Origin of the sequence: Deinococcus grandis, assembly GCF_001485435.1 — a bacterium.
Lineage (GTDB): Bacteria > Deinococcota > Deinococci > Deinococcales > Deinococcaceae > Deinococcus > Deinococcus grandis.
The window spans coordinates 892,857-918,970 of record NZ_BCMS01000001.1 but is presented as its reverse complement, the minus strand read 5'-3'; the positions used below and the strand labels follow the sequence as shown (position 1 = coordinate 918,970).

Sequence of the window (26,114 nt, the reverse complement as noted above, 5' to 3'; positions counted from 1 at the left end):
CTTTACGGGGCAGTACGCGCCCCCACCGGGCCGGGTTCCCACGGGACGCTCAGCACCCCCAGCAGGGGCAGATCCTGCCACAGCGGGTACGGCTCCACGCCGCGCAGCGCCGCGACGAGCAGGCTGATGACCGTCCCGTGCGCCACGACCGCCACGGTCGGCTGCGGGTTGGCGGCCATGACGGCGTTCACGGCGTTCGAGAAGCGGGTGTGGGCATCCCGCGCGGTCTCCTCACAGCGGTTTCCAGTTCCATTGAGGGGCCAACAGCACGCCCCTCAACTCCACCTCCAACCGCTGTCCTTCTCAGGTGCTCGCTCCGCTCGATTCAGAGGGATTGAGAAAAACCTTCAATCCCTCTGAATTCTGCTGTCGCCGACCACCAGCTCATCCGGCTGCGCGAAGAACGCGCGGTACTCCGCCTGGAAGTCCGCCGGGTCGGCGTGAAAGCGGACCGTGTAGCGCAGCTGCTCGTGCAGGCCGTGCATGGGCCGCAGCGGCACCCCCAGGTGCCCGGCCAGCGCCTGCGCGGTCGCGTGCGCCTTGGGTTCCAGCGAGCACACGATCACGTCCGGGCGCGGGTCCAGCCGGGCCGCCAGCGCGGGCAGCTCGGTCAGGGCGTCCGGGGCCAGCGGCCACTCGTGCGCCGGGACGCCCGCCACGAACTGTGGTTTGCCGTGCTTGATCAGGTGCAGGGTGCGGGACATGAGCGCAGCAGAGCATGGGCGCTGTCCCGCTGGCGTCTGCCGGATCGCGTAGACGGGACGACCGCCCACTCCCGGACGCGCCGCTAGACTCGCGGGGATGAGTGCGCCGCTGGTGGCCCTGAGGAACGTGGACGTGATCGCGGGCGGGGACACGCGCCTGCGCGGGGTGACGCTGGACGTGCCGCGCGGCGCGGCGCTGCGGCTGTGGGGACCGAACGGGGGCGGGAAGACGACGCTGCTGCGCCTCCTGGCGGGCGAGGTCGCCCCGGTGCGCGGCGAGCGGGTGTACGGGCTGGGGGGCGGGGTGCAGCGGTCGGCGGTGCGGGCGCGGCGGTCGCTGCGGCTGGTCGGGCCGGACGCCGAGGCGTTCTACCTGACGCGCGAGTGGGTGCAGACCGTGCAGGACGTGCTGCTGGCGGCGCTGTCCGGCGAGAGGTTGAACCTGTGGGAGGCCACACCGGGGGCGCAGGCGCGCGTGGCGGAGGTCGCGGCCCTGACGGGGCTGGGGGCGCTGCTGGGGCGGGACGTACGGACGCTGAGTCATGGGCAGCGGCGGCGGGTGATGCTGGGCGCGGCGCTGATGCCCGCGCCGGAACTGCTGCTGCTGGACGAGTTCACGGACGGCCTGAGCCCGCAGGCCCGCGCGGAGCTGAGCGCGCTGATCGCGCGAGTACACGCGTCGGGGGTGGGCGTGGTGCTCGCCACGCACCGGCCCGAGGAGGCCCCGGACCTGCCCTGGCGGACGCTGCGGGTGGAGGGGGGCGTGGTGACCGAGGCCACGCCGGTCGGGCCCGCCCCCTCCCCTGCCCTGGTGCTGCCGGGAGCGTCGGGTGGAGGGGAGGTGCTGCTGGCCGTGCAGGACGCGGTCGTGTACCGGGACGGGCACCGGGCGCTGGGGCCGGTGGGCTGGACGTGGCGCTCGGGGGAGCACTGGCTGGTAACCGGCGAGAACGGCAGCGGCAAGAGCACCCTGGCGCGCCTGATCGCCGGGGAGCTGCACCCCGCGCTGGGCGGGCGCGTCCGGCGGCCGTTCCTGCCCCGTGACCTGCTGACCGAGCGCCGCGCGCAGATCGGGCTGGTCAGCGCGGAGCTGGGCATCCGGCAGCGGCGGGACTGGACGGGCCGCGAGGTGATCGGCAGCGCCTGGAGTGGCGCGGAGGGCTTCAGCCCCGACCTGACGCCCGAGCAGGCACGCGCGGTGGCGGCCCTGGCGGCGGACCTCACCCTGACGAACCTGCTGGACCGCACGGCGGAGTCGCTGTCGCAGGGGCAGCTGCGGCGCCTGCTGCTGGCCCGCGCGGTCGCGCACCGCCCGCGCCTGCTGATCCTCGACGAGGGCCTGGACTTCCTGGACGCCCACTCACGCGCCGCATTCCTGGCGCTGCTGCCCGGGCTGGTCCGCGCGGGCACGCACGTCCTGATCGTCGCGCACCGTGACCAGGACGCCCCGGCGGGTCTCACGCACCACCTGCATCTGGAGGGCGGCCGGGTCGCGTTCACGCGCCCGCTCCGGTCAGACTCGGCTCACCTTCAGGCTCTACCCTGACGCTCATGAAGCGCGCCACCCTGCTTGCTCCCCTGCTCCTCGCGGCCCTGAGCCTCACCCCCGCCCTCGCGCAGGGCCCCACCACGCCCGCGACGCCCGCCGCCGCGGAGGGGACGCGCACCGTGGAGGCCGTCACCGCCACCAGCACCAAGGGCTACTCGATCCGCGTGCCCGCCGGGTGGATTCCGCTGAAGAACGTGCCGGGCGCGGACGTGGCGTTCATCAACCGCAATGCGGGCACCGTGCGTCCCACCGTGACCGTGCAGGTGCAGGACGTGGACCCCAAACTGAAGGCCACCCTGGCGGACTTCCGGGACCTGTTCGCGTCGCAGCTCGGCAAGGACGTACCCAAGTTCAGGATGCTGGGCGAGAAGACCATCAAGCTGGGCAGCACGCCCGCGATCCTCTGGACGTACCTGGGCGACGGCGAGGGCGGCATGGTCCGCTGGACGCAGGTGTTCACCGTGAAGAACAACCGCCTGTTCACCGCGACCCTTGTGCAGCCCAGCGGCACCACCGCCGAGCAGATCGAGGAAGGCCGCGCGATCCTCACCAGCCTGACCCTGAAGTAAGGCCCGACGAGACCGCGACCGCCCTGCATGTGGCGGTCGCGGCCTTTCTGTTACAGCGCGTTGACGATGTCGCGGGTGGCCGGGTACAGCGCGCGGTACAGGCCGTACAGGCGGTCGTACTCGGCGCGGGTGGCCGCGTCCGGCGTGACGGGCGGGCCGGGCTGCACCCAGCGGTCCAGATCGGCGCGGGTGAGCACCCCGGCGGCCAGCCCGGCCAGGAACGCGTCGCCGTAGCTGGCGCCGACGGTCACCTGCGGCACCTCCTGCACCTGCCCGGTGATGTCGGAAACGATCTGCAGCCACGTGCCGCCCTTCGTGCCGCCGCCCACCGCGATGACGCGCCGCACGTCCGCGCCCAGGTCGCGCAGCGCGTCGAGGTTGTGACGGATGCCGAAGCCCACGCCCTCCAGCGCCGCGCGGAACAGGTGCGCGCGGGTGTGCGAGAGGGTCAGGCCCGCCACCACGCCGCGCGCCCGGGGGTCGTTGACCGGCGTGCGCTCGCCGCTGAAGTAGGGCAGCATGAGGAGGCCGTCCGCGCCGGGCGGCAGGGCCGCCGCCTGCGTGAACAGCGTGTCGTACGCGGCGGCGGTGTCCTGCTCGCGGGCGAATTCGTCCACGATCCAGCGGGTGAGGCTGCCGGTGGTGCTCATGCCCGCCGCGAGGTTCACCTGCCCCGCGAACGCGCCGCCCACCGACCACACGCGCGGGTCCGGGGTGGGGCTCTCCTGCGTGAGGATGAAGAAGGTGGACGAGCCGTACATGATCATCAGGTCGCCGGGCCGCGCAGCGCCCACGCTGAGGCCCTCGGCCAGGGCGTCCACGGTGCCCACCGCGACGGGCGTGCCGGGCCGCAGGCCGGTTTCGGCGGCCGCCCCGGCCGTGACCTGCCCGGCCCGCTCGTCACTCCAGGCGAGGCGGGGCAGCACCTCCAGGCCCCGGTCGCCCAGCACCGCCGTAGCGAATTTGTCTGTCCAGGTGCGGGCGCGCGGGTCGTACAGCGGCATGAAATGCGCGCCCGTGTGGTGGTCGATGACGTGCTCGCCGGTCAGGCGGAACACGAGGTAGCTGCCCGCGCTCGTCAGCGTGCGCGCCTGCGTCCAGACCTCCGGTTCCTGTTCGCACAGCCAACGGATCTTGGGGCCGATCGCCTGACTCGTCAGGGCCATGCCGCTGTGCGCGAGGATCGCCGCCTCGCCCAGCTCGGCGTTCAGCGCGTCGATCTGCGCCTGCGCGCGGGTGTCCACGCCGTACAGGATGCCGGGCCGCAGCGGCCGCCCGTCCGCGTCCAGCGGGAGCAGCGTGGGGCCGATCGCGCTACACGCCACGCCCGCCACGCGCCCGGCGGTGCCGGGTTCACGCAGCAGCGCCCGCAGGATCGTGACCACGTCCGCCCACCACACCGCGTCCGCGTCCTGCTCCACGTGCCCGTGCCGGGGCACCGAGATGCCGTGCGCCGCGACGTGCTGCGCCACGATCTCCCCGTCCAGCGTCGTCAGGACGCCCTTGCTGGAGTACGTGCCGACATCCACGCCGATCAGCAGGTCCCGCGCCGGTTCAGTGGACATCGATCATCACCTTCATGGACGTGCGCTTCTCGCGGTCGGCGAAGGCGAACGCGTCGGGTGTCTGCGCGAACGGGAAGCGGTGCGTGACGAGCGCGTCCAGGTTTACGCGGCCACTCGCGGCGAGTTCCACGGCCGCCGGGTAGCAGTTCGCGTAGCGGAACACGCCGCGCAGCGTCACCTCGCGGCTCGCGGCGCTCACGATGTCCAGGCTGACCTCCGGGTCCGGCGGGAGGCCCACGAGTACGGCCACGCCGCCCGGTTTCGGCGCGGCCAGGGTCAGGCGCGTGGTGGGGAGACTCCCGGCGGTCTCGAAGGCGACGTCCACGCCCGCGTGCGACAGTGGCAGCCCGTCGCGCGCGGCGCACAGCTCGCGGATGGCGGCCAGCGCGTCCCCGCTCCGCGCGTTGAGGGTGTGGGTGGCACCCACCTCACGCGCCAGATCGAGCCGGAAGTCCTCCAGATCCACCGCGATGATCGTCGTCGCGCCCGCCGCGCGGGCCGCCATGACGGTCGTGCAGCCCACCGGCCCGGCGCCCAGCACCGCCACCGAGTGACCGGGGCGCACGTCGCCCCTGCGGGCGGCCCACAGGCCCACCGCCAGCGGTTCCAGCAGCGCCGCCGCGTCGTCACTGACGCTGCCTGGCACCCGGTACACGAAATCGTCGGGCCACAGCACGTACTCGGTCAGCGCGCCGTCCACCGGGGGCGTCGCCATGAACGTCATGTCCGGGCAGAGGTTGTACGCCCCGCCGCGGCAGTACGCGCAGCGGCGGCACGGCACGCCGGGTTCCAGCGCCACGCGGTCACCGGGGTTCACGCGGGTCACGCCCGCGCCCACGGCGTCCACCACGCCGCTCACCTCGTGCCCCAGGACCAGCGGGCCGTTCACCACGAAGGGCCCGATCCGACCGTGCGAGTAGTAGTGCACGTCGCTGCCGCACACACCGATCCGCGTGACCCGCACCCGCACCTCCCGCTCACCGGGCGCCGGCACCTCGCGGGACGTCCAGTCCAGCTGGCGCGGGCCGGTCAGGACGGAGGTTCTCGAACTCAGGGTCATGTCACTCCTTGAATGGGTTGAAGGGTCGAGGGTCGAAGAGTCCAAGGGCGATGTTCGGACGCTTCGACCCTCGTTACCCGTGGGGGTTACCAGCAGGTGTAACCGCCGTCGACGACCAGCGCGTGCCCGGTGACGAAACTGGCGGCGTCGGACGCGAGGTACAGCACGGCCGGGGCGATCTCGGCGGGGTCCGCGAGGCGGCCCATCGGGGTTTCCTTCAGCCACGTCTCGCGCCACTCGGGGGTCTCCAGCCCGCGTTTCGTGAGGGGCGTGGCGGTGTAGCCGGGCGCGACGCAGTTCACGCGCACGCCGCGCGGCGCCCACTCGCCCGCCAGGGAGCGGGTGAGGTGAATCACGGCGGCCTTGCTGGCGTTGTACGCCGCCTGTGGCTGCGGGTGGTTGCTGATCAGGCCGCTCATGCTGGCGGTGGACACGACGCTGCCCTGGCCGCGCTCCAGCATGGTCCGCCCGAATTCGCGGCAGCACCAGTACACGCCGTTCAGATTCACGTCGATCACACTGCGCCAGTCGTCGTCCGGGGTGGCCTCGGCGGGGGTGTTGCGGACGATCCCGGCGTTGTTCACGAGGATGTCCACGTCCGGGAGCTTCCGGGCCAGGGCGGCGACGGCGGCGGCGTCGGTGACGTTCAGCACCTCGAACTGCCCGTCCAGGGTCGCGGCGGCGGCCTGGCCCACATCGGGGTTCAGGTCGGCGATGGTGACGCGCGCCCCGGCCTGCGCGAGGCCGCGGGCGATCTCGAAGCCGATGCCCTGCGCGCCCCCGGTGATCAGAGCGTGGCGGCCGTCCAGGCGGAAGAGGTCGAGGATAGTCATGCGTGTTCTCCTTGGGTGGGGGCAGCGTGCAGGGCGCGCAGCGCGCCGAGTGGCCCGTGCGCGGCCAGGGCGGCGCGGGCGTCCAGGTAGGCCTGCACGAAGGCGGGCGCGGCGCTCAGGTCGCCGAACACGTCGGGCTGGTGCAGGAACGCGCCGGGCGTGACCTGAGCGGCCAGGGCGGCGTGGGTGAGGTCGGCGGCGCGGACGTCGTCCAGCCGGTCGCCGCGCGTGGCGGCCTGCGCGACGTACGCACTCCAGGCGGCGACCACCAGGGCGCAGCGGCGCAGGTCGCCGCCCTGTCCAGCCTGGATCCGCGCGGCCTGTTCGCGGGCAACGGGCAGCAGGAACTTGGGGATGCGTTCGCTGCCGTCCACGATCAGGCGGGCCAGGGTGTCCTGAATGGCGGGGTTCGAGAACCGCGCGATGAGATCGTGGCTGTAGGCGTCCAGGTCGATGCCGGGCACGGGGCGCAGGGTGGGGCGGGCCTCAAGGGTCATGTAGTCGAGCAGGAACTGCGCGTAGTCGGGCTGCTGGCAGACCTCGTGCACGAACGTGTGGCCGTCCAGCAGCGCGGGGTAGCTCATGGCCTGATGCGCGGCGTTCAGGAGGCGCAGTTTCATGAGTTCGTACGGTTCGACGTCCGGGACGAGCTGCACGCCCACGTCCTCCAGTGGGGGGCGGCCGCAGGTGAAGTGGTCCTCGAGCACCCACTGCGTGAACGCCTCGGCGACGACCGGGCAGGCGTCCTGCACGCCGTACTCGCGCTCCAGGTCGGCGCGCACGGCGTCCGTGGTGACCGGGGTGATGCGGTCGACCATGCTGTTCGGGAAGGCGACCTCCCGGTCGATCCAGTCGGCCAGTTCCGGGTCCCGGCGGCGGGCGAAGGCGGTCAGGACGCGCCGCGTGACGTGCCCGTTGCCCTGGATGTTGTCGCAGGACATGACCGTGAAGGGGCGCAGGCCACGCTCGCGGCGGCGGCGCAGGCCCTCGGTCAGGAAGCCCAGGGTGCTGCGGGGCACGGCGCCGGGCTGGAGGTCGTGCAGGACGTCCCCGCCCGGGTCGAACTCGCCCGTGGCGTTGTTCAGGCTGTAGCCGCCCTCGGTGACGGTCAGGGACACGATGCGCGTGGCGGGGTGCGCCAGCCGCTCGCAGACCGCCTCGGGGTCGTCCGGGGCGAACAGGTAGTCGTGCACGGCGCCGATCACGCGGGCCTCGCTGTGGCCGTCCGGGGCGCGGGTCAGCAGGGTGTACAGGTGGTCCTGGGCGCGCAGCGCGTCGCGGACCCGGGCGTCGCCGGGCAGGACGCCCACGCCGCAGATCGCCCAGTCGTGCGCGGCGCCCAGGTTCAGCAGCCGGTCGAGGTACATGGCCTGATGCGAGCGGTGGAACGCGCCCACCCCGAAGTGCACGATGCCGGTGCGCAGGCCGCGCGGGTCGTAGGCGGGCACCTGCACGCGCCCGGCCAGGGCGGGGAGGCTCGTGGCGCGCAGGGGAAAACTGAGCGTGGCCACGGTCATTTCACCGCGCCGAAGCTCAGGCCCCGGACCAGCTGACGCTGCGCGATCCAGCCGAAGATCAGGACCGGCAGGACGACCAGGGTGGCGGCGGCGCTCAGCTGCGCCCAGAACAGGCCCTGGCTGGTCTTGAACTCACCGATGAACACGCTCAGCGGGGCGGCGTCCGAACTGGTGAGGTTCAGCGCGAAGAACACCTCGTTCCACGCGAAGATCAGGCACAGCAGGGCCGTGGCGGCCATGCCGGGCGTGCTGAGTGGCAGCGCGATCCCGAAGAATTCCTGCGCAACGGTCGCGCCGTCCACCTTGGCGGCCTCGTAGATCGCGTAGGGGATCTCGGTCATGTAGGAGTGCATCATCCACACGACCAGCGGGAGGTTCATGGTGGTGTACATCAGGATCAGGCCGGGCAGCGTGTCGAGCAGGTCGAGGTTGCGGTAGATCAGGAACAGCGGCACGATCACGCCCACGGCGGGCATGAATTTCGTGGAGAGCATCCAGGTCAGCACGTTCTGTGCGCGGCGGGTGGGGTACACGGCCAGCGCGAACGCCGCCGGGAGGCCCAGGATGAAGGCCAGGACGGTGCTGCCCACGGCGGCGATCAGCGAGTTGCGCAGCGCCGGGAAGTACGAACCCATGGCCTTCTCGAAGTTCTCCAGGGTGGGCGTGAAGATGAACACGGGCGGGGTGGCGAAGGCCTGCGCCTCGGTCTTGAAGGCGGCCATGAACATCCACACCAGCGGGAACAGGAACGCGGCGGCGATCAGGTACGTGACCAGGGTCAGCAGGGTGTTACGCAGTCGGATCTGGGCTTTCATGTCATTCGCTCCTGCTGGTACGGGTCAGGAGGCGCAGCATGTACGCGGCGAGCACGTTCGTGAGGACCACGGTGATCACCCCGGCGGCGCTGGCCAGCCCGATGTTGTACTCCGCGAACGCCTTCTGGTAGATGAAGTACGGCAGGTTGGTGGTGGCCAGCCCCGGCCCGCCGGACGTGCTGCCGTAGATCTCGCCGTACACCTGCAGCAGCGCGATGGTCTCCATCAGCACGACCACCTGGATGGCCTGCGTCCAGTGGGGCAGCACCACGAAGCGGAATTCCTGCCAGGGGCTGGCGCCGTCCAGGCGGGCGGCCTCGATCTGGTCGTCCGGGAGGCTCTGCAGGCCGGTCAGGAGGATCAGCATGGCAAACGGCGTCCATTCCCAGGCGATCATGGCGATCACGCTGGCCATCGGGTGCTGCGCCAGGAAGTCCACCGTGGGCAGGCCCAGGCTGGTCAGCACCCAGGAGAAGAAGCCGAAGGCGGGGTTCAGGAGCATGTTCTTCCACACGACGGCGGTCACGACCGGCATGACCAGGAACGAGCTGATCAGCAGGGTGCGCAGCAGCGCGCGGCCCGGAAAGTCGCGGTTCAGCAGCAGCGCCAGGGCCGCGCCGATGATCAGGGTGAGGATCAGCGTGCCGCCTGCCAGGACGACGGTGTTCCACAGGATCGTGAGGTTCTGCGGGTCGGTCAGCAGGTTCTTGTAGTTGTCCAGCCCGATGAAGGGGCGGGCGCCGGGAATGGCGAGGTTGTAGCGGAAGAACGAGTAGTACACCGTCATGAAGAACGGCACCTGGGTGGTCAGGATCAGGTACAGCAGGGCGGGCCAGATCAGCGCGGCGGGTGTCAGTCGGAAGCCCCGCCTGTGGGCGGCGGGCGCGTGTGGTGTGGCGGCGGCGGTCATGATTCACCTCCTGCGGGTGGGGGGTATCAAGGTGCGGGGGAGGCGAGGTGGTCGCCTCGGGCCTCCCCTGGGGTGCGCTGGGACTGCGGATTGTGGGTGGGCGCGGCGCCCTGGAGGATCACCGCGCCCCGTGGAGTGGTTACTTCTGGTAGCCGCCGTCTTTGGCCGTCTTGTTCGCGGCGTCCTGGCTGAGTTTCAGCGCCTGATCGACGGTGTACTGGCCGCTGAGCGCCCCGGCGAGGTACTGGCCGACCTGCGTGCCGAGCGCCTGGAATTCGGGGATGGCGACGTACTGCACGCCGGTGTAGGGCACGGGGTCCTTGGTGGCCTTGTTCACGTCGGCGCTGTTGATGCTGCTCAGGACCAGGCCGCTGAACGCGCCGGCGGCTTTCCTGTAGTTGGCGTTCTGGTAGGTGCTCGTGCGGGTGCCGGGGGGGACGCTGGCCCAGGTGCCCTTGGTCTTCGCGACCAGGGCGATGTACTCCTTGCTGGTGGCCCAGGTCAGGAACTTGAAGGCGGCGTCTTCCTGCTTGGTGCTCTTGGGAATGGCGAGGTTCCAGCTCCAGTACCAGTTGTTACCGCGGGGGGTGGTGCCGACCGGGGCCTTGGCGAAGCCGACGGATTTGGTGATCTTGCTGCTGCCGGGGTCGCTGAGGAACCCGGCGGCGACGGTCGCGTCGATCCACATGCCGCACTTGCCCTGGCTCATCAGGGTGAGGTTCTCGGTGAAGCCGTTGCCGGTCGCGCCGGGAGGGCCGTACTTCTTGACGAGGTTCACGTAGAAGGTCATGGCGTTCTTCCAGGCGGGGCTGTTCAATTGGGCCTGCCAGCCCTGGTCGAACCAGCGGCCGCCGAAGGTGTTGACCATGGTGGTGAACAGGGCCATGTTCTCGCCCCAGCCGGGCAGGCCGCGCAGGCACACGCCGTACACGCCCTTGGCGGGGTTGTGGACCTTGCTGGCGAAGGTCTGGATCTGGGTCCAGGTGGGCTGGGCGGGCATGGTCAGCCCGGCGGCCTTGAACAGGTCCTTGTTGTAGTACGTCATGCTGCTCTCGGCGTAGAAGGGCACGGCGTACAGGCTGCCGCCGACGGTCAGGGCGCCGCGCACGCCGGGCAGGACGTCGGCGAGGTTGTAGCTCCTGGCGATGTCCGGGTACTTGCCGAACAGGGGGGTCAGGGGTTCGAGCCAGCCGTTCTTGGCCCAGATGGGCACCTCGTAGGCGCCGACGGTGGCGAGGTCGAAGCTGCCGGCGCCGCTGGCGACGTCCAGGGTGATCTTCTGGCGCAGTTCGTTCTCGGGGAGGGTCACCCACTTGACCTGGATGTCGGGGTACTTCTTGTTGAACTCGGGGGTGAGTTTCTGCATGGTGACCATGTCCGGGTTGTTCACGGTGGCGATGGTGATGGTCGCGGCACTGGCCTGGCTGAGCAGGGCGGTCAGGGCGAGCAGGGCAAGTCGGTTCACGGGTGGTCCTCCATGGGGCAGGGGCCCGGTCAGGGGCGTGCGGCGCGGGGGCTGCGCCGGGTGACGGCCGGGCAGCTTCAGGTGACGGGTTCACCTGATCTCGGATTGAATGGTCTCGTGACCATCAGTGAACCACACCGCTTTTCGTTTGTCTACAGGTACCACTGTCGGGGACATCATGTGAAAATGGTCTCGTGACCAGTCGCTTGAGCGTGCCCCCCGCGCTGACCTACAATGCCCCCGTGTCCACCATCCAGGACGTCGCCCGGCTGGCCGGCGTCTCCCCCACCACCGCCAAACGCGCCCTGAAGGAACCCGACAAGCTCACGCCGGACACCCTGGCGCGCGTGCAGCAGGCCATCGCGCAGCTGCACTACGAACCCGACCAGCGCGCCGGAAGCCTGCGCGGCGGCCAGAGCACCACCGTCGGACTGGTCGTCGGCTCCATTCTGGAACCCTTCTTCGCGCAGTTCGCCCGCACCGCCTCGCACGTCCTGGCGGACGCCGGGTACACCCTGATCATCAGCGAGAACGAGTACAGCGCCCAGCGCGAACTTCAGGAACTCCGGCGCCTGTACGGCCTGCGCGTGGCGGGCATCCTGCTGCGCCCCGGCTACGGCCAGGACAGCCAGGAGTACCTCGCGCGGCTGCGTTCACGCGGCGTGGCGGTCACCGAGTACGACTACCGCCCCCCGCACCACGACGAACCCAGCGTGATGCTCGACAACCCGGGCGCGGTGCGGCAGGCGGTCACGCACCTGCACGCGCTGGGCCACCGCCGCATCGCCGCGCTGGGCACCTACCACCCGGTCATCCACCCGGAGGAACGCAGCCGCGCCTTCCCGGAAGTCATGAACGCCCTGGGCCTGACCGTCCCCGCCGAGTACCAGCGCGTCACGCTCCTCACCGAGGACACCGCCTACGCCCTCACGAACGACCTGCTGGACCTGCCCGAGCCGCCCACGGCGCTGATCGCCCTGACCGGCACGCAGGCGTCCGGGGCGTACCGCGCGCTGCGCGAACGCGGGGTGCGCCTGCCGCACGACATCAGCCTCGTGGCCTTCGACAATTACCCCTGGACCAGTCTCGTGGACCCGCCCATCACGGTGCTGGAGCAGCCGGTCGAGGCGATGGCCGAACGGGCCGCCGCGCTGATGCTCGCGCAGCTCGGACACGGCACGGTCACGCAGCGGCACGTGGTGCTGGGCGCCCGGCTGATTGAGCGGGGCAGCACCGCCCCGCCCGCGCGGCCCTGACCGGAAACCGCTTACCAGTCCCCGGTCTGGGTGGCCGCAATCCGGTCCGCCCAGGCGTGCAGGAAAGCCCCGAGCTCCGCCTGGGTGTCCACGCGGGCGTCCGCGTGCGGGGTCAGCAGCGGCAGGTCCCCCACCTGTACGCCGAACGCCGCGACCTCCAGCATCGCCTGATCGTTGTCACTGTCCCCGAAGGCCACGGTGCGGTCATGCGGGACGTCCAGCGCGTCCGCGATCAGGGTCAGCGCCGCGCCCTTGTGAGCGCCCTGCGGCGTGACCGTCAGGAAGTGCGGGTAGGGCGACTGCGCGCCGGTCAGGACCAGATGCGGGTGCCCCTCACGCAGGCGCCCGGCCAGTCCCGCCACGTCCGGGTGGTAGTACCCGGCCTTCAGGATGCCCGCGCGCGGCGCGTCCGCCAGCGGCCGGAACGACCGCGCCAGCATCCAGGGTTCGGGCTCCACGCCGGGCGGCAGGTCCACGTACAGCGTCTCGGCGGTGAACAGCACCACCCGCGCGCCCGGCAGCTCGTGCGCCAGCACCGCCTCCAGGTCCGCGTCGGTGAAACTGGCCTCCAGGTGCAGGTCGTCCCCGACGAGGACCCGCCCGCCGTTGTTCGTGGCGACCGCGTGCGGCCGCATGGCGTCCCGCACCGCGCCGGGCGGCGTGTCGCGCCCCGTGATGATCGCCAGCTGCACGCCCAGGGACCGCAGGCGACCCAGGGCGTCCACCACGTCGGGCGCGGCGGCGCGGCCCGCGTCGGGAATCAGCGTGCCGTCCAGGTCGAAGGCCATCAGCAGGGGCAGCGTGGTGGGGGCGTGCTCGGGCAGGTTCACACCCGGCAGCGTAGAGCACGGGCATGAGGACGCGCCAGCAGTTCCGGACAGGCCCGGCGGCCCGGCGCGCCCGTGACGGTACACTGCCCGCTGGGCCGGGGGGCGACTGGCGCTGAACGTGGGCACACCACGGGGAAGCCCCCGACACGGACTTTTTCCTGATCGCGCGCCTGGGTCGATCCCCGCCCCCGTGGCGGGGTCCTCGGAGGTCACAGTGACGCAGCATGGGACGCAGACCGGCACACAGAGCAGGAGCAGACGGGCACTCATCTCGGTGAGTGACAAGACGGGCGTCGTGGAGTTCGCGCGGCAGCTCGAGGCGCGCGGCTGGGAGATCCTCAGCACGGGCGGGACGTATCAGAGCATCGTGCAGGCCGGAATTGCGGCGCGGCAGGTGAGTGACGTGACGGGCTTCCCCGAGATGCTGGACGGGCGCGTGAAGACGCTCCACCCGGCCGTGCACGGCGGCATTCTCGCGGTGCGCGAGCCCGGGCACCTGGGGCAGCTGGAGGCGCACGGGATCGGCACCATCGATCTGGTGTGCGTGAACCTCTACCCGTTCCGGGAGACGGTGGCGCGCGGCGCACCCGACGCGGACGTGATCGAGAACATCGACATCGGCGGGCCCGCCATGATCCGCTCGGCGGCGAAGAACCACGCGGGCGTATTGGTGCTGGTGGACCCCGCCGACTACCCGGTGGCCCTGCAGGACGAGGTCAGTGACGCCGAGCGGCGCCGCCTCGCCGCGAAGGCGTACCGGCACACCAGCGAGTACGACGCCGCGATCACCGCGTACCTGACCGGCGCCAGCGACGAGCTGCCCACCGCGCTGCCCGGGACGCTGACCCTGAACCTGACGCGCGCCGCGCAGGTCCGCTACGGCGAGAACCCCCACCAGCCCGGCGCGATCTACCGCCTGGGCGACGCCACCGGGCCCGTCATCGACGCGCAGGTCGTGGCGGGCAAGCCCATGAGCTTCAACAACTACGCCGACGCGGACGCCGCCTGGGCGCTGTGCCAGGAACTCGCCGCGCAGGAGGCCGCCCTGCCTGGGCACGCCGCCGTGTGCGTGGCGGTCAAGCACGCCAACCCCTGCGGCGTGGCGGTCGCGGCGGACGTGAAGACCGCCTGGGAACGCGCCCGCGACGCGGACACCCTGAGCGTGTTCGGCGGCGTGGTCGCCGTCAGCCAGCCCGTGACGCTGGAGGCGGCGCAGGCGACGCGCGGCACCTTCCTAGAGGTGCTCATCGCGCCCGAGGTCACACCCGAGGCCGCCGCGTGGTTCGCGGAGAAGAAACCCGACCTGCGGGTGCTGGTGGCCGCGCCCGCCCAGGGCGTGAGCGTGCTCGACGTGCGGCCCCTGACCGGCGGCTTCGCCGTGCAGGAACGCGACGCGCGCCCCTGGGACGACCTGTGCCCCGAGGTCGTCACCAAACGCGAACCGACCGAGCAGGAATGGCTGGACCTGCGCTTCGCCTGGGCGACCGTGAAACACGCCCGCAGCAACGCCGTCGTGCTCGCCAAGGGCGGCGTGACGGTGGGCCTGGGCGCGGGCGCCGTGAGCCGCATCTGGGCCGCCGAGCGCGCCGTGGCGAATGCGGGCGACAAGGCCCAGGGGTCCGTCCTGGCGTCCGAGGCGTTCTTCCCCTTCGACGACGTGGTGCGCCTCGCGGCCAGCGTGGGCGTCACGGCGATCCTGCAACCCGGCGGCGCCAAGCGTGACCCCGAGGTGATCGCCGCCTGCAACGAACTGGGCATCAGCATGGTGTTCACCGGCTCGCGGCACTTCAGACACTGACCGTTCAACTCTGAATCTCTCGGGTGGACGTGGCGGCGTCCACCCCCTTCTTTTTGGTTGATGGCGGATGGCGGATGGCGGATGGCGGATGGCGGATGGCGGATGGCGGATGGCGGATGGCGGATGGTCAACAGCGTGTGCGCGGCGGACCCGCCCATGTCAAGCCGATCCACTCCCTACTTCCCACAACCCACAACCCACTCTCATCCAGATTGTTGCAGAATGCAATCATGTCACCCGACCCCCACAGCCCGGATCTCACGCGGCAGCCGCTGCGGTTCCTGGCGGCGTACTGGACGGCGTGGCAGGGCCTCAGCGCTCAGGTGCAGACCGCCCTGGCGCGCGAGCACGGCCTGGACCTGCGCGCCTTCCTGATTCTCAGCCACGTGCAGGCCGGGCCGCAGACGCCCAGTGACCTCGCCCGGACGCTGGATCTGCCCCGCTACGAGGTCGCCCGCGCCCTGCGGCACCTGCAGGGCGCCGGGGCGGTCACGCACGCCCCGCACCCTACGGACGCCCGGCGTCACGCGCTGCACGTCACGCCCGCCGGAGCGCAGCTGTGGGGCGCCGCCATGCAGACCCTTCAGCACGCCACGCAGCCCGCCCTGACCCGCCTGGGTTCACAGCTGGACGCCGTCACGGCGGGCCTGGAAACCCTGAGTGCCACCCCCCTCCCGGAGGCCACCGCATGACCATCAACGAATCCAGCCCGCCCGAACCCGCCCGCTGCCCCTTCGGTGGGGACAGCCTCACGCGCCGCGACACGGCCCAGCCCGGCGCGGCTCCCCGGGCAGACGCGCGCGGCGTCGTGCAGGTGCGGTCCTTCCAGGCGGCGCGGGACGTGCTGCGCAGCGAGGCCGTGACCCAGGCGGGCTTCAACGCCGAGACCGTGAACGACGCCGGGATCCTCAAGCGCCGCCCCGTGCTGTTCACCGAGGGTGAGGAGCACCACGAGATGCGCCGCGACACCGCCCGGTACTTCACGCCGGCCGCCGTCGCCACGTACCAGCCCATGATCGCGGCCCTCGCCGACCACCTGATCGGCCAGCTGGCGGCGCGCGGCGAGGCGAACATCGACGACCTGAGCCTCACGCTGGCGGTGCAGGTCGCCTCGCAGGTCGTCGGGCTCACGAGCAGCCGCCTGCCGGGCCTGGAACGCCGCGTCATGACCTTCGTGGAGCACGACGGCAACAGCGAGCCCGGCATGAGCCCCGAGAAGGGCCGCCTGGCAAGCATTCTGGACCAGCGGCACCTGCTGGCCTTCTACCTGCTGGACGTCAAACCCGCCATCCAGGCCCGCCGGAAACAGCGCCGCGACGACCTGATCAGCCACCTGCTCGACCGCGACTACACCGACCTGGAGATCCTAACCGAGTGCCTGACCTACGGCACGGCGGGCATGGTCACCACCCGCGAGTTCATCACGGTCGCCACGTGGCACCTGCTGCGGGCCCCCGAACTGCGCGCCGCGTACGTGCACGGTACCGAGAAGGAACGCCTGGACATCCTGCACGAGATCCTGCGTGTGGAACCCGTCGTGTCCACCCTGTACCGCCGCGCGCAGGCGGACCTGACCGTGGACGGCCACACGGTCCCGCAGGGCACGCTGCTGGCCCTGAACCTCGCGGACGCGAACACCGACCCCGCCGTGGCGGGCGAGCAGGCCGGGTCGGTGTGCCCCGCCCGGCCCCTGCCGCGCGGCGTGCAGGCCCCCGTCATGGCGTTCGGGGACGGGCACCACCGCTGCCCCGGCGCATTCCTGGCGATCAAGGAGACCGACACGTTCCTGCGCCGCCTGCTGATCTGGCAGGACCTGCGCCTGGTGGCCGAACCTCGCGTGACCTTCAACGAGGTCGTGAAGGGCTACGAACTGCGCGGGCTGCGCGTCGCCCTGGGCGGGTCCTGACCCGCAGTGCCCGGCGGATGGGGGCGGACGCGGATCATCACGCGGTCGTTCGCGCCCACCTGCGCCTCGTCGTACGCGGTGCTCGCGCCGGTCTCCTCCTCCCGGATGGGGTGGGGAGACGCGGCCACTTCAGCCGGGTCCTGCCGGCCCAGGTAGCGGGCGTGCAGCGTGGCGCCCATCAGTCGGGACACCGGGACGTCCGCGTGCAGCAGCCGGGGCGCGGACCACTGCTGCGCCACGACCGCCAGGGGCGTGACCCGCACGACGCCCGGGCGGTCCAGTTCACCCGCCGCTGATCGCTGCGGTGTCCGGAGGTCCTCGCGCAGCTCGAGCAGCCAGGTCGCCTGCCCGCCCGGCACGGACGCCAGCACCCGGAAGATCGGGCGGTCCAGCACGGCAGACAGGGGCAGGTTCTCCTCGAACATCAGCAGGCGCCAGTGCGCTTCGCTGTCGTCGCCCAGGCTGACGCTCTCGCGGTCGAACGCGACGTGCAGCAGCCCGGGCCGCAGGACGTCCCGGCGGTGTGACGCCTCACGCTGCCGCCACTCGTCCTGCGGGTCACGGGGCGGCGGGGGCGGCGTGCGGCGCGCCCGGGTCCAGCTCAGTCTGGCGCGGGCCAGTCCGGCGCGGACCAGGGGCCGCAGCAGCCACACCAGCAGCAGGACCGCGGCCCCGCCGATCACCTGCAGGGCGCTGTCGGGTGGGGTCATGCCCTTGCGGGCCGGGTGCGGCGCTCAGGCACTCTTCTTCCAGCGGCCCTTGCCCCGGTGCCCGACGCGGTTCCCGGCGTGGGCGGTGCGGGCGCGGACGTGCTCGTCGTCGTAGCGGAGCATGACGGCCAGCCGGGCGCGGCTGATGATGTGGTGCGGGTGCTTGGGCACGAACGCCGTGACGATGTCCACGTGCCCGTCGCGGTGCGGCTCGGCGACGACGTGCAGGGGCAGCGCGACGCCGCACGCCTCGAAGTAGCCGCACACCAGCCAGCGGCGCTCCTGGGTGTACACGGCGCGCACGCGGCCGGTCAGGAGGACGTTCAGGACGTCGTGTTCCAGGAAACCCTCGGCGCGGGCGTGCCCGATGGCGTGCGGGCACATGTGGTACCGGCCGTCGTACACGGCGTCGCGCAGCCGGGCGTGCGCCTGCGCGAGACTGAAGTCGTCGGTGCTCACGCCGCCCAGTTCCGCCTGCCGCTGCGGTTTCAGCGGCGCCTGCGGCCGGGCGGCGCGCGCCGGGGTGGGCGCCGGGGCGCGCCGGGCGGCCTTCTCGGCGCGGGACAGCTGCGCGCGCAGGGCGAGCAGGTCGGCGCTGGCAGCCAGGGTGTTGGCGTGCCCAGGGTCGGCGGGGCGGGCGGGGGCGTCGGTTCCTGGCCGGGCGCGGCGGGGCGGGGCCCCGGGGGCCGGTTTGCTGGACTGTTTCGTCACGGCGGTGCACCTCCGGTTCTTCCGGGCCTGCTGGCGGCGCTGCGTGGCCGCCCCTTTCCATGAGAAGCTCCCAAAAAAGAAAAGGCCCCTCAAACACGGCTTCGTGTCTGTGGGGAGGCAGGCGGCGTACCCTGTTCAGGGCATGCGCGCAGCATATCACGCGCCCCCGGCGGCGCAGGGTGAGCGGCGGAACAGACGCGCCCGGCCCGGCCTCTCTAGGCTGGGGGTCAGCACCCGCACCGCTCCCGACGTCACGTTCTCCCGCTGCCCTGGTCCTTCCTGGAGGTCACCTCATGATCCGACCCATGCTGGCCACCGATGTCCCCGACGTGCTCGCCCTGCTCACCTGGATGGACGACGCCCCCGAACGCGAGGTGTTCTCCCCCGACGCCCGCGACCCGCGCGAACTGCAGACCGAATGCGAGGACAACCTCTGCCTCGTGGACGTGGACGACGAGGGCGTGCTGGCGTACTGCGCGCTGTCCCCCTTCCGGGACGGCCTGGTGCTGGAGGGGCCCGTCAGTGACGGCGGGCACGTGCAGGCCCTGCTGGGGCGCGCGCTGGCCCACACGGACGGCCTGCCGGTGTACGCGTTCGCGGCGCAGGAGAACCTGCCGGTGCGCGCGGCGCTGGAGGGCGCGGGCTTCGCGGCGATGCACACCACCGACTTCTACGGCGCGCCGCTGGACCGCCTGACGCCGCACGCCTGCGCGCCCGCCGGACACCGCATCGCGCGTAGGCTGCCCATGGCGGCGTACCGCGAGCTGTTCAAGTCCAGCGAGGACGCCTGGGCGGGCCGCCTGACCTGGACGCCCGAGCAGTTCGACGGTCACTTCGCGCGGGACGACGTGAGGCTGGTGGCGCTGCTGCGAGGGGATCAGCCGGTGGGTTTCGCGGAACTGGAATTCCGCCCCGAGGACGCCCGCGCGGACGTCACGTACCTCGCGGTGCATCCCGCCGAGCGCGCCCAGGGTTACGGCCTGAAACTGCTGGCCCTGGCCGCCGCCGAGGCCGAGACCCACCCGGAGGTCCGCACGCTGCGGGTCCGCGCGCACGACCACATGAAGCCCGCCCGCGCCCTGTACGCCCGCGCGGGCTTCACGCACTGCCGCAGCATCGTGACGTACATGCGCGACGGCGACGAGGACGTCTGATTCCGTTTGTTTCGTTGACAACCCGGGACGCACTGGGTTGCCACCTCCACGCCCGGCAGCCCGCCCTGCTCCTGCTCGCTCTGCTGCGCAGCTCTGCGAGTCCGCTCGGACCCAGCGGCTGTGTCAGCCATTCCATCGGAGTCCGTCTGAAGGGACCGCCGCACGTGCTGCCGCCAGGGCCGCGGCGCGCTGCCATGTAGTGAACTTGTGACAGGCCGGGCGGCACAGTGAAGCGCATGACCTCAACCGGCGCCGCGGAACCCGACCCTCAGATCAGCGGGGCCGGGCAGGACCTCGCGCAGCGGATCGTGCACCTGGCGCAGGTGGCGCTCAGCGCGCCGGACCTGCCCAGCGGGATCGTGCCCACGCTGGAGGCGCTGATCAGTGACACGGCCGCCGTGGGCAGCGCGTACTTCCACCTGGAAGTGCAGGACCTGACGTTCCGGGTGCGCGCCGCGACCGGCGAGATGCCCGCCACGCCCGCCATGCAGGCGATCGCCACGCACGGCCTGCCGGCCGGCACGCCGCTGCTGCTGGCCCTGCGCGACAGCCGCGCGCCGCTGTACTTCGCGGACACGGCGGCCTCGCCGGTCACGGCAGGTTTCCCGGAACTGGGCGTGGCGAGCCTCGCGGCGGCGCCCGTGCGCGCCGCGACGGGCGAACTGCTGGGCGCGTTCCTGATGCATACCTTCACCCCGCACGGCTGGCAGGCGCACGAGCAGGCGCTGTTCGGGAGTATCGGCGCGACCCTGGCGACCCTGGCCGGGCGCCTGACCGCCGAGCAGCAGGCCCGCGAGGCGCGCGAGGCGGCCCTGCGCGCCCTGGGTCTGGCGCTGGAAACCCGCGACCGGGAGACGCTCGGGCACACCGACCGCGTGACGGCGCTCGCGCTGCGCATGGGGCGGGAACTGGGCTGGGACGCCGAGCGGCTGGAGGCGCTGCGCTGGGGCGCGTACCTGCACGACATCGGGAAGATCGCGGTGCCGGACAGCGTGCTGCTCAAACGCGGCGCGCTGGACGCCCCCGAACGCAGCGAGATGCAGCGGCACGTGACCGAGGGCGTGCGGTTCGCACAGGCGCTGGGGTTCCTGCCGCCGCAGGCGATGAACGTCATCCGCGACCACCATGAACGCTGGGACGGCGCCGGGTACCCGTCCGGCGCGGCCGGTCACGCGATCAGCGAGGAGGGGCGCGTGTTCGCACTGTGCGACGTGTTCGACGCCCTGACCAGCGAGCGGCCGTACAAGACCGCCTGGACGCCTGCGGCGGCCCTGGCCGAACTGCGCACGCAGGCCGGGGCGCACTTCGACCCCGCGCTGGTGCGCACCTTCACGGACCTGATCGAACGGGGTCCGGACCCCCAGGACCCGGGCGGCGCCCCGCACGGCCTGGCCTGATCCGGGCGTGATTCCACGTCACCGGGCGACTCCGAATGATGTGGAATCACTTGAATCCCGTATCAACTGCATTCCGTATCAACTGCATTCCGTATGGGTGCCGCCCCGGTCTGCATCGCGGTGCGGGCCACACATGCGCGCGGGGGGCGGGGGTACGCTGCGCGCCTATGGCGAAGAAGGATCGGCGTTCCCCGCAACCGGCGTTCGTGACCCTGCGGGACATGCCGGGCACGCGGGTGATGTTCTGGGTGGTGGACGCCTGCCCGTACTGCGGCGAGCGGCACGCGCACGTGATCGGGAACCTGCGCACGGCGGACCCGGTGGACGCCCTGGGGGAGATTCCCGCGCCGTGCCAGCCGGAGCGGCTGTACGTGCTGTCCCTGCCGCCCAAACCCAAGCGCAAGGGAGGCAAGGAGGAGCGCCGCCGGGCCCGCCGGGACGGCAAACGCGAGGACCTGGACGACGAGACGTGGTGAGCAGGCGCTGACCTACGCGCGGCGCAGGGGCCGCAGCCAGTCGAGAATCCAGCGGGCGACCTGATCGCCGCTGGCGGTGGTGATGTCCAGGTGCGCCGCTCCCTTCAGCGTGTGTACGGTCAGCGGGGCGCGGGTGCCGGCGGCGTACTCGCGGAACTGCGCCTCGGTCGTCACGCCCTGCTCGGCGGCGATGCCCAGGACCGGCAGGGTCAGGTCGCGGGCGCTGCGGACCGGGAGGGTCTTCTCGAAGGGCGTGCCGGTCGTGTCGGTGCGCGCGGCGGCCAGGTCCAGGGTCAGGCGGTTCGGGAAGTACCACTCGGCGTAGTCGCTCTGGGGGGTCAGGTAACGGCGGACGAAGTCGCGGGCGTCGGTGACCTGCCCGGCCTCGCTGCCCCACCCGACGGGCCGGGCCGGGTCGGCCGCGCCGGTGATCCAGCGGGTGTCCTTTGCGCCCAGCACGCGGTTCAGGAGGTACGGGGCGTCGCTGGCGTTCGTGGCGTGCCCCGCATTGATCGCCAGGAACGGCAGCAGCGCGTACCGCTGGTCCAGGCGGGTCATGGCGGCGGCGAGGTTCGTGGCGGGGAACGCCGTGAAGCCGTTCTGCGGGGCGGCCGCGTCGGGTTGCAGCGCGGCCAGCCGGGCCTGCGCGGCGGCGCGGGCGGCCAGCGCGGGGCTGAAGTACAGGGCGTCCACGTAGGGGCTGCGGGTCAGGGTGTTCAGGCCGGGCAGCGGCCCCAGGGGGTTCATGGCGCCCTGCTCGTACTGGTCGGTCGTGAGGGCCTTGCCGCTCATCAGGCCGGGCAGGCCGTCGAGCATGATCAGGCCGCGCACGTCCTTCGCGCCGCGCGCGCCGCTGAAGTCGTACGTGGCGTACAGGCCGGTCAGGGTGCCGCCCATGGAGTGCCCGCCGATGAACACGTTCGGGGTGAGGGTGCGGGCTTCCAGCACGGCGGCGCGCCAGTCGCGCAGGGTGACGTCCAGGCCCCAGTCTTTCATGAACGGCAGGCTGGCGGGCGCGCGGGTGGGCAGGCCGCGCTGCACGATCTGCGTCAGTTGCGGGGCGCCGCCCGTGAGCAGCGGCGCGTGGTCCTCCAGCAGGTTCGCGCGGCGGTCCACTGCCCACACGGCCAGGGTGGGGTCGAGGTTCACGAGTTGCCGCGCCAGCCGGTCGAAGCTGCCCGCGCCGCCCAGGTAGCCGGGCATGAGCAGCAGCACGGCGGCGGGTTTCGCGGGGCCGTAGCGGACGGTTACGCTGGCGTTCAGCTCGGCGGGCGTGCCGGGCACCACGAGGCCGGGCCGCACGACGCGCGTGACAGGTACGAGGTTCAGCGTGGCGGCCGCCTGGGCGTTCAGGTCGTCCAGGGCGGCGTCCTGGGCGGCCGCCGGGAAGCTCAGGGCCCCGAGCAGCGGGAGGAGGAGGGAGGCGCGGCGCATAGGCCCCCAGGGTGGCAGGCGGGGGGCGCCGCAGTGTCCCGGACTGCCTTGACGGGACTTGGGTGTTCCTGTATGGCTTCTTCAGGAAGAGCGCCCCACAGCAGACTCCATACGGGATTAAATTGACTTGCTTCCGACTTTTGAACACGTTCCGTTTTCCCCTCTCCGCCTGTGGGACTCGGAGAGCTGCGCAGCAGAGAGGGAGGGAGGAGCGAAGCGACGGAAGGGTGAGGGGGCCACCGGGCGACTCCGAATGCTGTGGAATCACTTGAATCCCGTCTCAGAGGTGTGAAGGGCGTTCTCACGACCTCTGAAGTCTGCGGTCAGTCCTGCGGGGGCGTGTACTTGTCGCGCAGGTAGGTGGTCCCGGCCTGCTGGTCACGCCGCTGTGATTCGGCTTGCTCCTGGGCGATGCGGGCCATGCGGTCCTCGATCAGGCGCAGCTGCCGGGTCAGTTCCCGCTCGTCGCGGCCCTGCGGCGCGGCCGTCTGGTAGGTGTCCAGGATGCGGGGCAGGTCCTCGCGGGCGGCCTGCCGGGCGTCGAACACGTCACGGGTGAGGGTGGTGGTGTGCGCGGTGGCGCGTAGCGCGTCGCGGGTGGCAGTGACGGCGCCCAGGAGGGCCGGGAGGGTGGGGGCGGGCAGGGCGCGTTCGTGCTGGCGCAGGGTGCGCAGCAGGTCCTGCTCGTCCGGGGGGGCGGCTTCCAGGGTCAGGGGGTCGGGCGTGGGGGCGCGCAGGAGGCGGCGGGCGCGGCGTACGCTCCAGCCGATCACGATCAGGCTCAGGAGCAGCGTGGCGCCCAGCAGCCACCCGGCGACGTCGCTGCCGGACGCCACGCCGATGCCCAGCAGGACGGCCAGCGTGCCCAGGAACGACAGGGCGGTCAGGGTCAGCACGGCCAGCAGGCCGACCCCGGCGAAGCGGCGGGCCTGGGTGCGGCCGTGGGTCAGGGCGGCGCGCGGGTCGCGGCCCGGCTGGAGTCGCCAGGGGTCGGCGGGGTTCAGCGGGCCATGGGTGGGGGGGCTGAGCAGGTCGCGGGCGGCGCGCACGCCGCCCCGCAGGATCGTGCGGGAGCGGGTCATGATGCCGGTACGGTGTCCGGGGCGCCCGGGTTCCCGCGCAGTTCGTGTACACGCGCGGCGAGGGCCTGCCAGGGCGCCAGCTGGAAGTGCGTCTGCCCCAGGGGGCTGGTGCTGGGCAGCACCCACAGTTCGCAGCCTTCCAGGGTCCGGGTCTGCTGCCCGTAGGGCAGGCGGCCGGTGGGGACGCCCAGCGTCTCGGCGGCGCCGCGTTTGCTGGTGAAGGCGACCAGTCGGGGCTGGTGGGCGCGCAGTTTGGCGCGCAGTTCGTCGGGTGCCCAGGCGCCTGTGGGCAGGGCGGCGTCCACGCCACTGTGCCGCTTGGCGACGTCGGTCAGGCCGATGCCGAACTCGGGCAGGCGCGGGTACTCCTGCGGCAGGAGCAGGTCCGGGGTCAGGCCGACCTCGTGCAGGGTGCGCCAGAAGCGGTTGCCGGGGTTGGCGTAGTACGCGCGGGCGGCAGCGCTGATGCGGCTGGGCGCGGTGCCGACGAGCACCAGGGTCAGGCCGGGCCGCAGCACGTCCGGCACGAGGTACTCGCCGCTGCCGGTCAGGTCGGGCGCCGCCGGTGACTCAGTCGTCGTCGTAGCGTTCCTCCGCGAAGGGATCGCCGCGCATGTGGTAGCCGTTGCGCTCCCAGAAGCCGGGCTGGTCGGCACTCATGAATTCCAGGCCGGAGAGCCACTTGGCGCTCTTCCAGAAGTACAGGTGCGGCACGACCAGCCGCAGCGGCCCGCCGTGCTCGGCGTCCAGGGGCTGCCCGTCGAAGGTGTGGGCCAGCAGGTTTTCGGGCCGCAGGAAGTCCGCCAGGGCGAGGTTGGTGGTGTACCCGCCCACCGAGTGCTGCATGACGTGCGTCGCGCCGGGTTTCAGCCCGATGTGCTCCATCAGGTCGGTGACGCGCACGCCGGTCCAGGTGGTGTCCAGCTTGCTCCAGTGCGTGACGCAGTGGATGTCGTACGTCAGGGTGGTCTGCGGCAGGGCCAGCAGGTCCGCCCAGGTGAAGGTGCGTTCCCCGGCGAGGCCCGTGATGCGGATGACCACGTCCTCGGGCCGGTAATGCTGGGTGGGGCCGTAGGTGAGCACCGGGAAGCGCGTGGTGAGGGTCTGCCCCGGGGGAACGCGGCCGCCCATGTCGTCGGCGGGTTTCTTGAAGAACTTGCCAAGCATGCCGCATTCAACACCCCGGGCGCGCGCGGTCCAGGGACGCGGCACACCATCCGGCGCGACATGAAGCGAATCAGAAGGCTGCCGCGCGGCCCGCAGGGTCTGCTGGGGGCAGAGGGCATTCGTCACCGACTCCTGACACGCTCAGGTGTACACTGCACACCAAGTCCGGGCTTCTCTCTCCCGGCGGTGACAGAGGCGACCCGGCCCCCGCGCGCCCCCCCAGGGGGGACACAAGGAGTGAGCCAGTCCCATGTCCATCTTCGATCAGGCCAAACACGACGTCGAACGCGCCCGTTTTCTCGGGGACGTGCGCGACCTCCTGTCCATCCTGCGGCGGCAGCCGAACGAACTGCTGCCCTTCGACTGGGTGCGTCACCTCTCGCCGGACGGCGAGCACCAGCGCGGCCTGGAGACCATCGAGGTCGACCACATCATCGGGTCGGTGGACCGCTACCGCGAGTTCGACCGGCACTACCTGCCCAAGGAAGCGCACCTGGACGAACGCTGGATCGGCGTGCGCGCCGCGCAGTTGCAGGGCAAGGAACTGCCGCCCATCCAGGTGTACAAGGTCGGGGACCTGTACTTCGTCAAGGACGGCAACCACCGCGTGTCCGTCGCCCGCCGTCAGGGGCAGAAGTTCATCGACGCGTACGTGATCGAACTGCACGTCACGGTCCCGCCCGAGGAGGGCGACACCCTGAAGGACCTGATCATCAAGGGCGAGTACGCGCAGTTCCTGAAGGCCACGAACCTCGACACGCTCGTGCCGAACCACCACCCGATCCGCTTCACCACGCCGGGCCGCTACGAGAAACTGCTCGAGCACATCCGCACCCGGCAGTACTTCCTGGACCGCAAACCCGACCGCGCGGGCCTGCCGCCCGTCACCTGGGAGGAGGCGGTGGAGAGCTGGTACCGCCGACTGTACTGCCGGATCGTGGAGAACATCGACCTGCACGACGTGATGTCCCGCTTCCCGGGGCGCACCGAGGCCGACCTGTACCTGTGGATCATGGATCACCGCTACTTCCTGACGCAGAAGTACGGGCACGACGTGGGCAGCGAGGAGGCCACCATGGACTTCCGCGCGCAGCACTCCCCGCCGCTGTACAAGCGCCTGGGGCAGCGCATGAAGCTCGTGCTGCGCGGGAAGATCAACCCCGCGATGTGAACGGGGAGTGGGGAGTGGACTGACCACTCCCCACT

25 protein-coding genes, 1 pseudogene and 1 riboswitch are annotated in these 26,114 nt (G+C 71.8%); of the genes and pseudogenes, 10 read left to right on the top strand and 16 right to left on the bottom strand.

Annotated elements, in window-relative coordinates:
- Positions 1-2: 2 nt before the first annotated feature.
- Positions 3-221 (bottom strand): annotated as a pseudogene (locus tag DEIGR_RS04635) (histidine phosphatase family protein); the annotation flags it as partial.
- 126 nt (positions 222-347) lie between these two features.
- Positions 348-704: a histidine phosphatase family protein gene (locus tag DEIGR_RS04630; RefSeq protein WP_058975672.1), complete on the bottom strand. Its 357-nt coding sequence runs from the start codon at positions 702-704 to the stop codon at positions 348-350.
- A 97-nt stretch (positions 705-801) separates the two neighbouring features.
- Here DEIGR_RS04630 and DEIGR_RS04625 point away from each other — a divergent pair, with 97 nt between their 5' ends.
- Positions 802-2,250, top strand: coding sequence for an ATP-binding cassette domain-containing protein (locus tag DEIGR_RS04625; RefSeq protein WP_058975670.1), 1,449 nt, complete (start codon positions 802-804; stop codon positions 2,248-2,250).
- A gap of 5 nt (positions 2,251-2,255) precedes the next feature.
- On the top strand, positions 2,256-2,822 hold the full coding sequence (locus tag DEIGR_RS04620; protein ID WP_058975668.1) for a PsbP-related protein: 567 nt from the start codon (positions 2,256-2,258) through the stop codon (positions 2,820-2,822).
- 50 nt (positions 2,823-2,872) lie between these two features.
- Here DEIGR_RS04620 and DEIGR_RS04615 read toward each other — a convergent pair whose 3' ends face one another.
- From DEIGR_RS04615 to DEIGR_RS04585, 7 genes are all read right to left on the bottom strand, one after another.
- Positions 2,873-4,387, bottom strand: a complete 1,515-nt coding sequence (locus DEIGR_RS04615; protein WP_058975666.1) for an FGGY-family carbohydrate kinase — start codon at positions 4,385-4,387, stop codon at positions 2,873-2,875.
- Entirely contained in the window at positions 4,377-5,447 is a 1,071-nt protein-coding gene (locus DEIGR_RS04610; protein WP_058975665.1) for an NAD(P)-dependent alcohol dehydrogenase, read from the bottom strand. The genes DEIGR_RS04615 and DEIGR_RS04610 overlap by 11 nt, the downstream gene beginning before the upstream one ends.
- A gap of 86 nt (positions 5,448-5,533) precedes the next feature.
- Positions 5,534-6,280, bottom strand: a complete 747-nt coding sequence (locus DEIGR_RS04605) for an SDR family NAD(P)-dependent oxidoreductase (RefSeq protein ID WP_058975662.1) — start codon at positions 6,278-6,280, stop codon at positions 5,534-5,536.
- A complete protein-coding gene (locus DEIGR_RS04600; RefSeq protein ID WP_058975660.1) occupies positions 6,277-7,797 on the bottom strand; it encodes a mannitol dehydrogenase family protein in 1,521 nt (506 codons plus the stop codon). The genes DEIGR_RS04605 and DEIGR_RS04600 overlap by 4 nt, the downstream gene beginning before the upstream one ends.
- Positions 7,794-8,612 (bottom strand): carbohydrate ABC transporter permease, encoded by an 819-nt coding sequence (locus DEIGR_RS04595; protein WP_058975658.1) that lies wholly within the window; start codon positions 8,610-8,612, stop codon positions 7,794-7,796. The genes DEIGR_RS04600 and DEIGR_RS04595 overlap by 4 nt, the downstream gene beginning before the upstream one ends.
- A 1-nt stretch (position 8,613) precedes the next feature.
- A complete protein-coding gene (locus DEIGR_RS04590; protein WP_058975656.1) occupies positions 8,614-9,522 on the bottom strand; it encodes a carbohydrate ABC transporter permease in 909 nt (302 codons plus the stop codon).
- Positions 9,523-9,661: 139 nt separating this feature from the next.
- Positions 9,662-10,987, bottom strand: a complete 1,326-nt coding sequence (locus tag DEIGR_RS04585) for an ABC transporter substrate-binding protein (RefSeq protein ID WP_058975654.1) — start codon at positions 10,985-10,987, stop codon at positions 9,662-9,664.
- Positions 10,988-11,229: 242 nt separating this feature from the next.
- On the opposite strand from DEIGR_RS04585, the gene DEIGR_RS04580 reads away from it, so the two are divergent.
- On the top strand, positions 11,230-12,243 hold the full coding sequence (locus DEIGR_RS04580) for a LacI family DNA-binding transcriptional regulator (protein WP_058975653.1): 1,014 nt from the start codon (positions 11,230-11,232) through the stop codon (positions 12,241-12,243).
- Between the two features lie 11 nt (positions 12,244-12,254).
- Here DEIGR_RS04580 and DEIGR_RS04575 read toward each other — a convergent pair whose 3' ends face one another.
- Positions 12,255-13,073 carry an HAD family hydrolase gene (locus tag DEIGR_RS04575; RefSeq protein ID WP_322787152.1) on the bottom strand — a complete coding sequence of 273 codons (819 nt, stop codon included), beginning with the start codon at positions 13,071-13,073 and terminating at the stop codon, positions 12,255-12,257.
- Positions 13,074-13,165: 92 nt separating this feature from the next.
- A riboswitch (ZMP/ZTP riboswitch) is annotated at positions 13,166-13,256 on the top strand.
- A 31-nt stretch (positions 13,257-13,287) separates the two neighbouring features.
- On the opposite strand from DEIGR_RS04575, the gene purH reads away from it, so the two are divergent.
- The 3 genes from purH to DEIGR_RS04560 all read left to right on the top strand — a co-directional run bounded on the left by purH (position 13,288) and on the right by DEIGR_RS04560 (position 16,777).
- A complete protein-coding gene (purH, locus tag DEIGR_RS04570; protein WP_058978532.1) occupies positions 13,288-14,871 on the top strand; it encodes a bifunctional phosphoribosylaminoimidazolecarboxamide formyltransferase/IMP cyclohydrolase in 1,584 nt (527 codons plus the stop codon).
- A 230-nt stretch (positions 14,872-15,101) separates the two neighbouring features.
- Positions 15,102-15,563 carry a MarR family winged helix-turn-helix transcriptional regulator gene (locus tag DEIGR_RS04565; RefSeq protein ID WP_058975651.1) on the top strand — a complete coding sequence of 154 codons (462 nt, stop codon included), beginning with the start codon at positions 15,102-15,104 and terminating at the stop codon, positions 15,561-15,563.
- Positions 15,560-16,777 (top strand): cytochrome P450, encoded by a 1,218-nt coding sequence (locus DEIGR_RS04560; RefSeq protein WP_058975649.1) that lies wholly within the window; start codon positions 15,560-15,562, stop codon positions 16,775-16,777. Before DEIGR_RS04565 ends, DEIGR_RS04560 begins: the two co-directional genes overlap by 4 nt.
- Here DEIGR_RS04560 and DEIGR_RS04555 read toward each other — a convergent pair.
- Both DEIGR_RS04555 and DEIGR_RS04550 read right to left on the bottom strand, forming a co-directional pair.
- Positions 16,735-17,487, bottom strand: a complete 753-nt coding sequence (locus DEIGR_RS04555) for a hypothetical protein (protein WP_058975647.1) — start codon at positions 17,485-17,487, stop codon at positions 16,735-16,737. The genes DEIGR_RS04560 and DEIGR_RS04555 overlap by 43 nt on opposite strands.
- A 24-nt stretch (positions 17,488-17,511) precedes the next feature.
- Positions 17,512-18,093 carry a DUF4258 domain-containing protein gene (locus DEIGR_RS04550; RefSeq protein WP_058978531.1) on the bottom strand — a complete coding sequence of 194 codons (582 nt, stop codon included), beginning with the start codon at positions 18,091-18,093 and terminating at the stop codon, positions 17,512-17,514.
- A gap of 398 nt (positions 18,094-18,491) precedes the next feature.
- Here DEIGR_RS04550 and DEIGR_RS04545 point away from each other — a divergent pair, with 398 nt between their 5' ends.
- The 3 genes from DEIGR_RS04545 to DEIGR_RS04535 all read left to right on the top strand — a co-directional run bounded on the left by DEIGR_RS04545 (position 18,492) and on the right by DEIGR_RS04535 (position 21,225).
- The gene (locus DEIGR_RS04545) at positions 18,492-19,352 is read left to right on the top strand and encodes a GNAT family N-acetyltransferase (RefSeq protein WP_058975645.1); all 861 of its coding nucleotides are present in this window, start codon (positions 18,492-18,494) and stop codon (positions 19,350-19,352) included.
- A 236-nt stretch (positions 19,353-19,588) separates the two neighbouring features.
- Complete coding sequence (locus DEIGR_RS04540; RefSeq protein ID WP_058975643.1) at positions 19,589-20,749, top strand: HD domain-containing phosphohydrolase; 1,161 nt, start codon at positions 19,589-19,591, stop codon at positions 20,747-20,749.
- Positions 20,750-20,916: 167 nt separating this feature from the next.
- Positions 20,917-21,225 (top strand): hypothetical protein, encoded by a 309-nt coding sequence (locus tag DEIGR_RS04535; RefSeq protein WP_058975641.1) that lies wholly within the window; start codon positions 20,917-20,919, stop codon positions 21,223-21,225.
- Positions 21,226-21,237: 12 nt separating this feature from the next.
- Here DEIGR_RS04535 and DEIGR_RS04530 read toward each other — a convergent pair whose 3' ends face one another.
- The 4 genes from DEIGR_RS04530 to DEIGR_RS04515 form a co-directional block, all read right to left on the bottom strand.
- Positions 21,238-22,659: an alpha/beta fold hydrolase gene (locus tag DEIGR_RS04530; protein WP_058975639.1), complete on the bottom strand. Its 1,422-nt coding sequence runs from the start codon at positions 22,657-22,659 to the stop codon at positions 21,238-21,240.
- Between the two features lie 323 nt (positions 22,660-22,982).
- Complete coding sequence (locus tag DEIGR_RS04525) at positions 22,983-23,741, bottom strand: hypothetical protein (protein ID WP_058975637.1); 759 nt, start codon at positions 23,739-23,741, stop codon at positions 22,983-22,985.
- Positions 23,738-24,268: a mismatch-specific DNA-glycosylase gene (locus DEIGR_RS04520; protein WP_058975636.1), complete on the bottom strand. Its 531-nt coding sequence runs from the start codon at positions 24,266-24,268 to the stop codon at positions 23,738-23,740. Before DEIGR_RS04520 ends, DEIGR_RS04525 begins: the two co-directional genes overlap by 4 nt.
- 43 nt (positions 24,269-24,311) lie before the next feature.
- Positions 24,312-24,908, bottom strand: coding sequence for a sulfite oxidase-like oxidoreductase (locus tag DEIGR_RS04515; RefSeq protein ID WP_058975634.1), 597 nt, complete (start codon positions 24,906-24,908; stop codon positions 24,312-24,314).
- Between the two features lie 250 nt (positions 24,909-25,158).
- Between DEIGR_RS04515 and DEIGR_RS04510 the strand changes: the two genes are divergently transcribed.
- Positions 25,159-26,079 (top strand): DUF4032 domain-containing protein, encoded by a 921-nt coding sequence (locus DEIGR_RS04510; RefSeq protein WP_058975632.1) that lies wholly within the window; start codon positions 25,159-25,161, stop codon positions 26,077-26,079.
- Positions 26,080-26,114 lie beyond the last annotated feature (35 nt).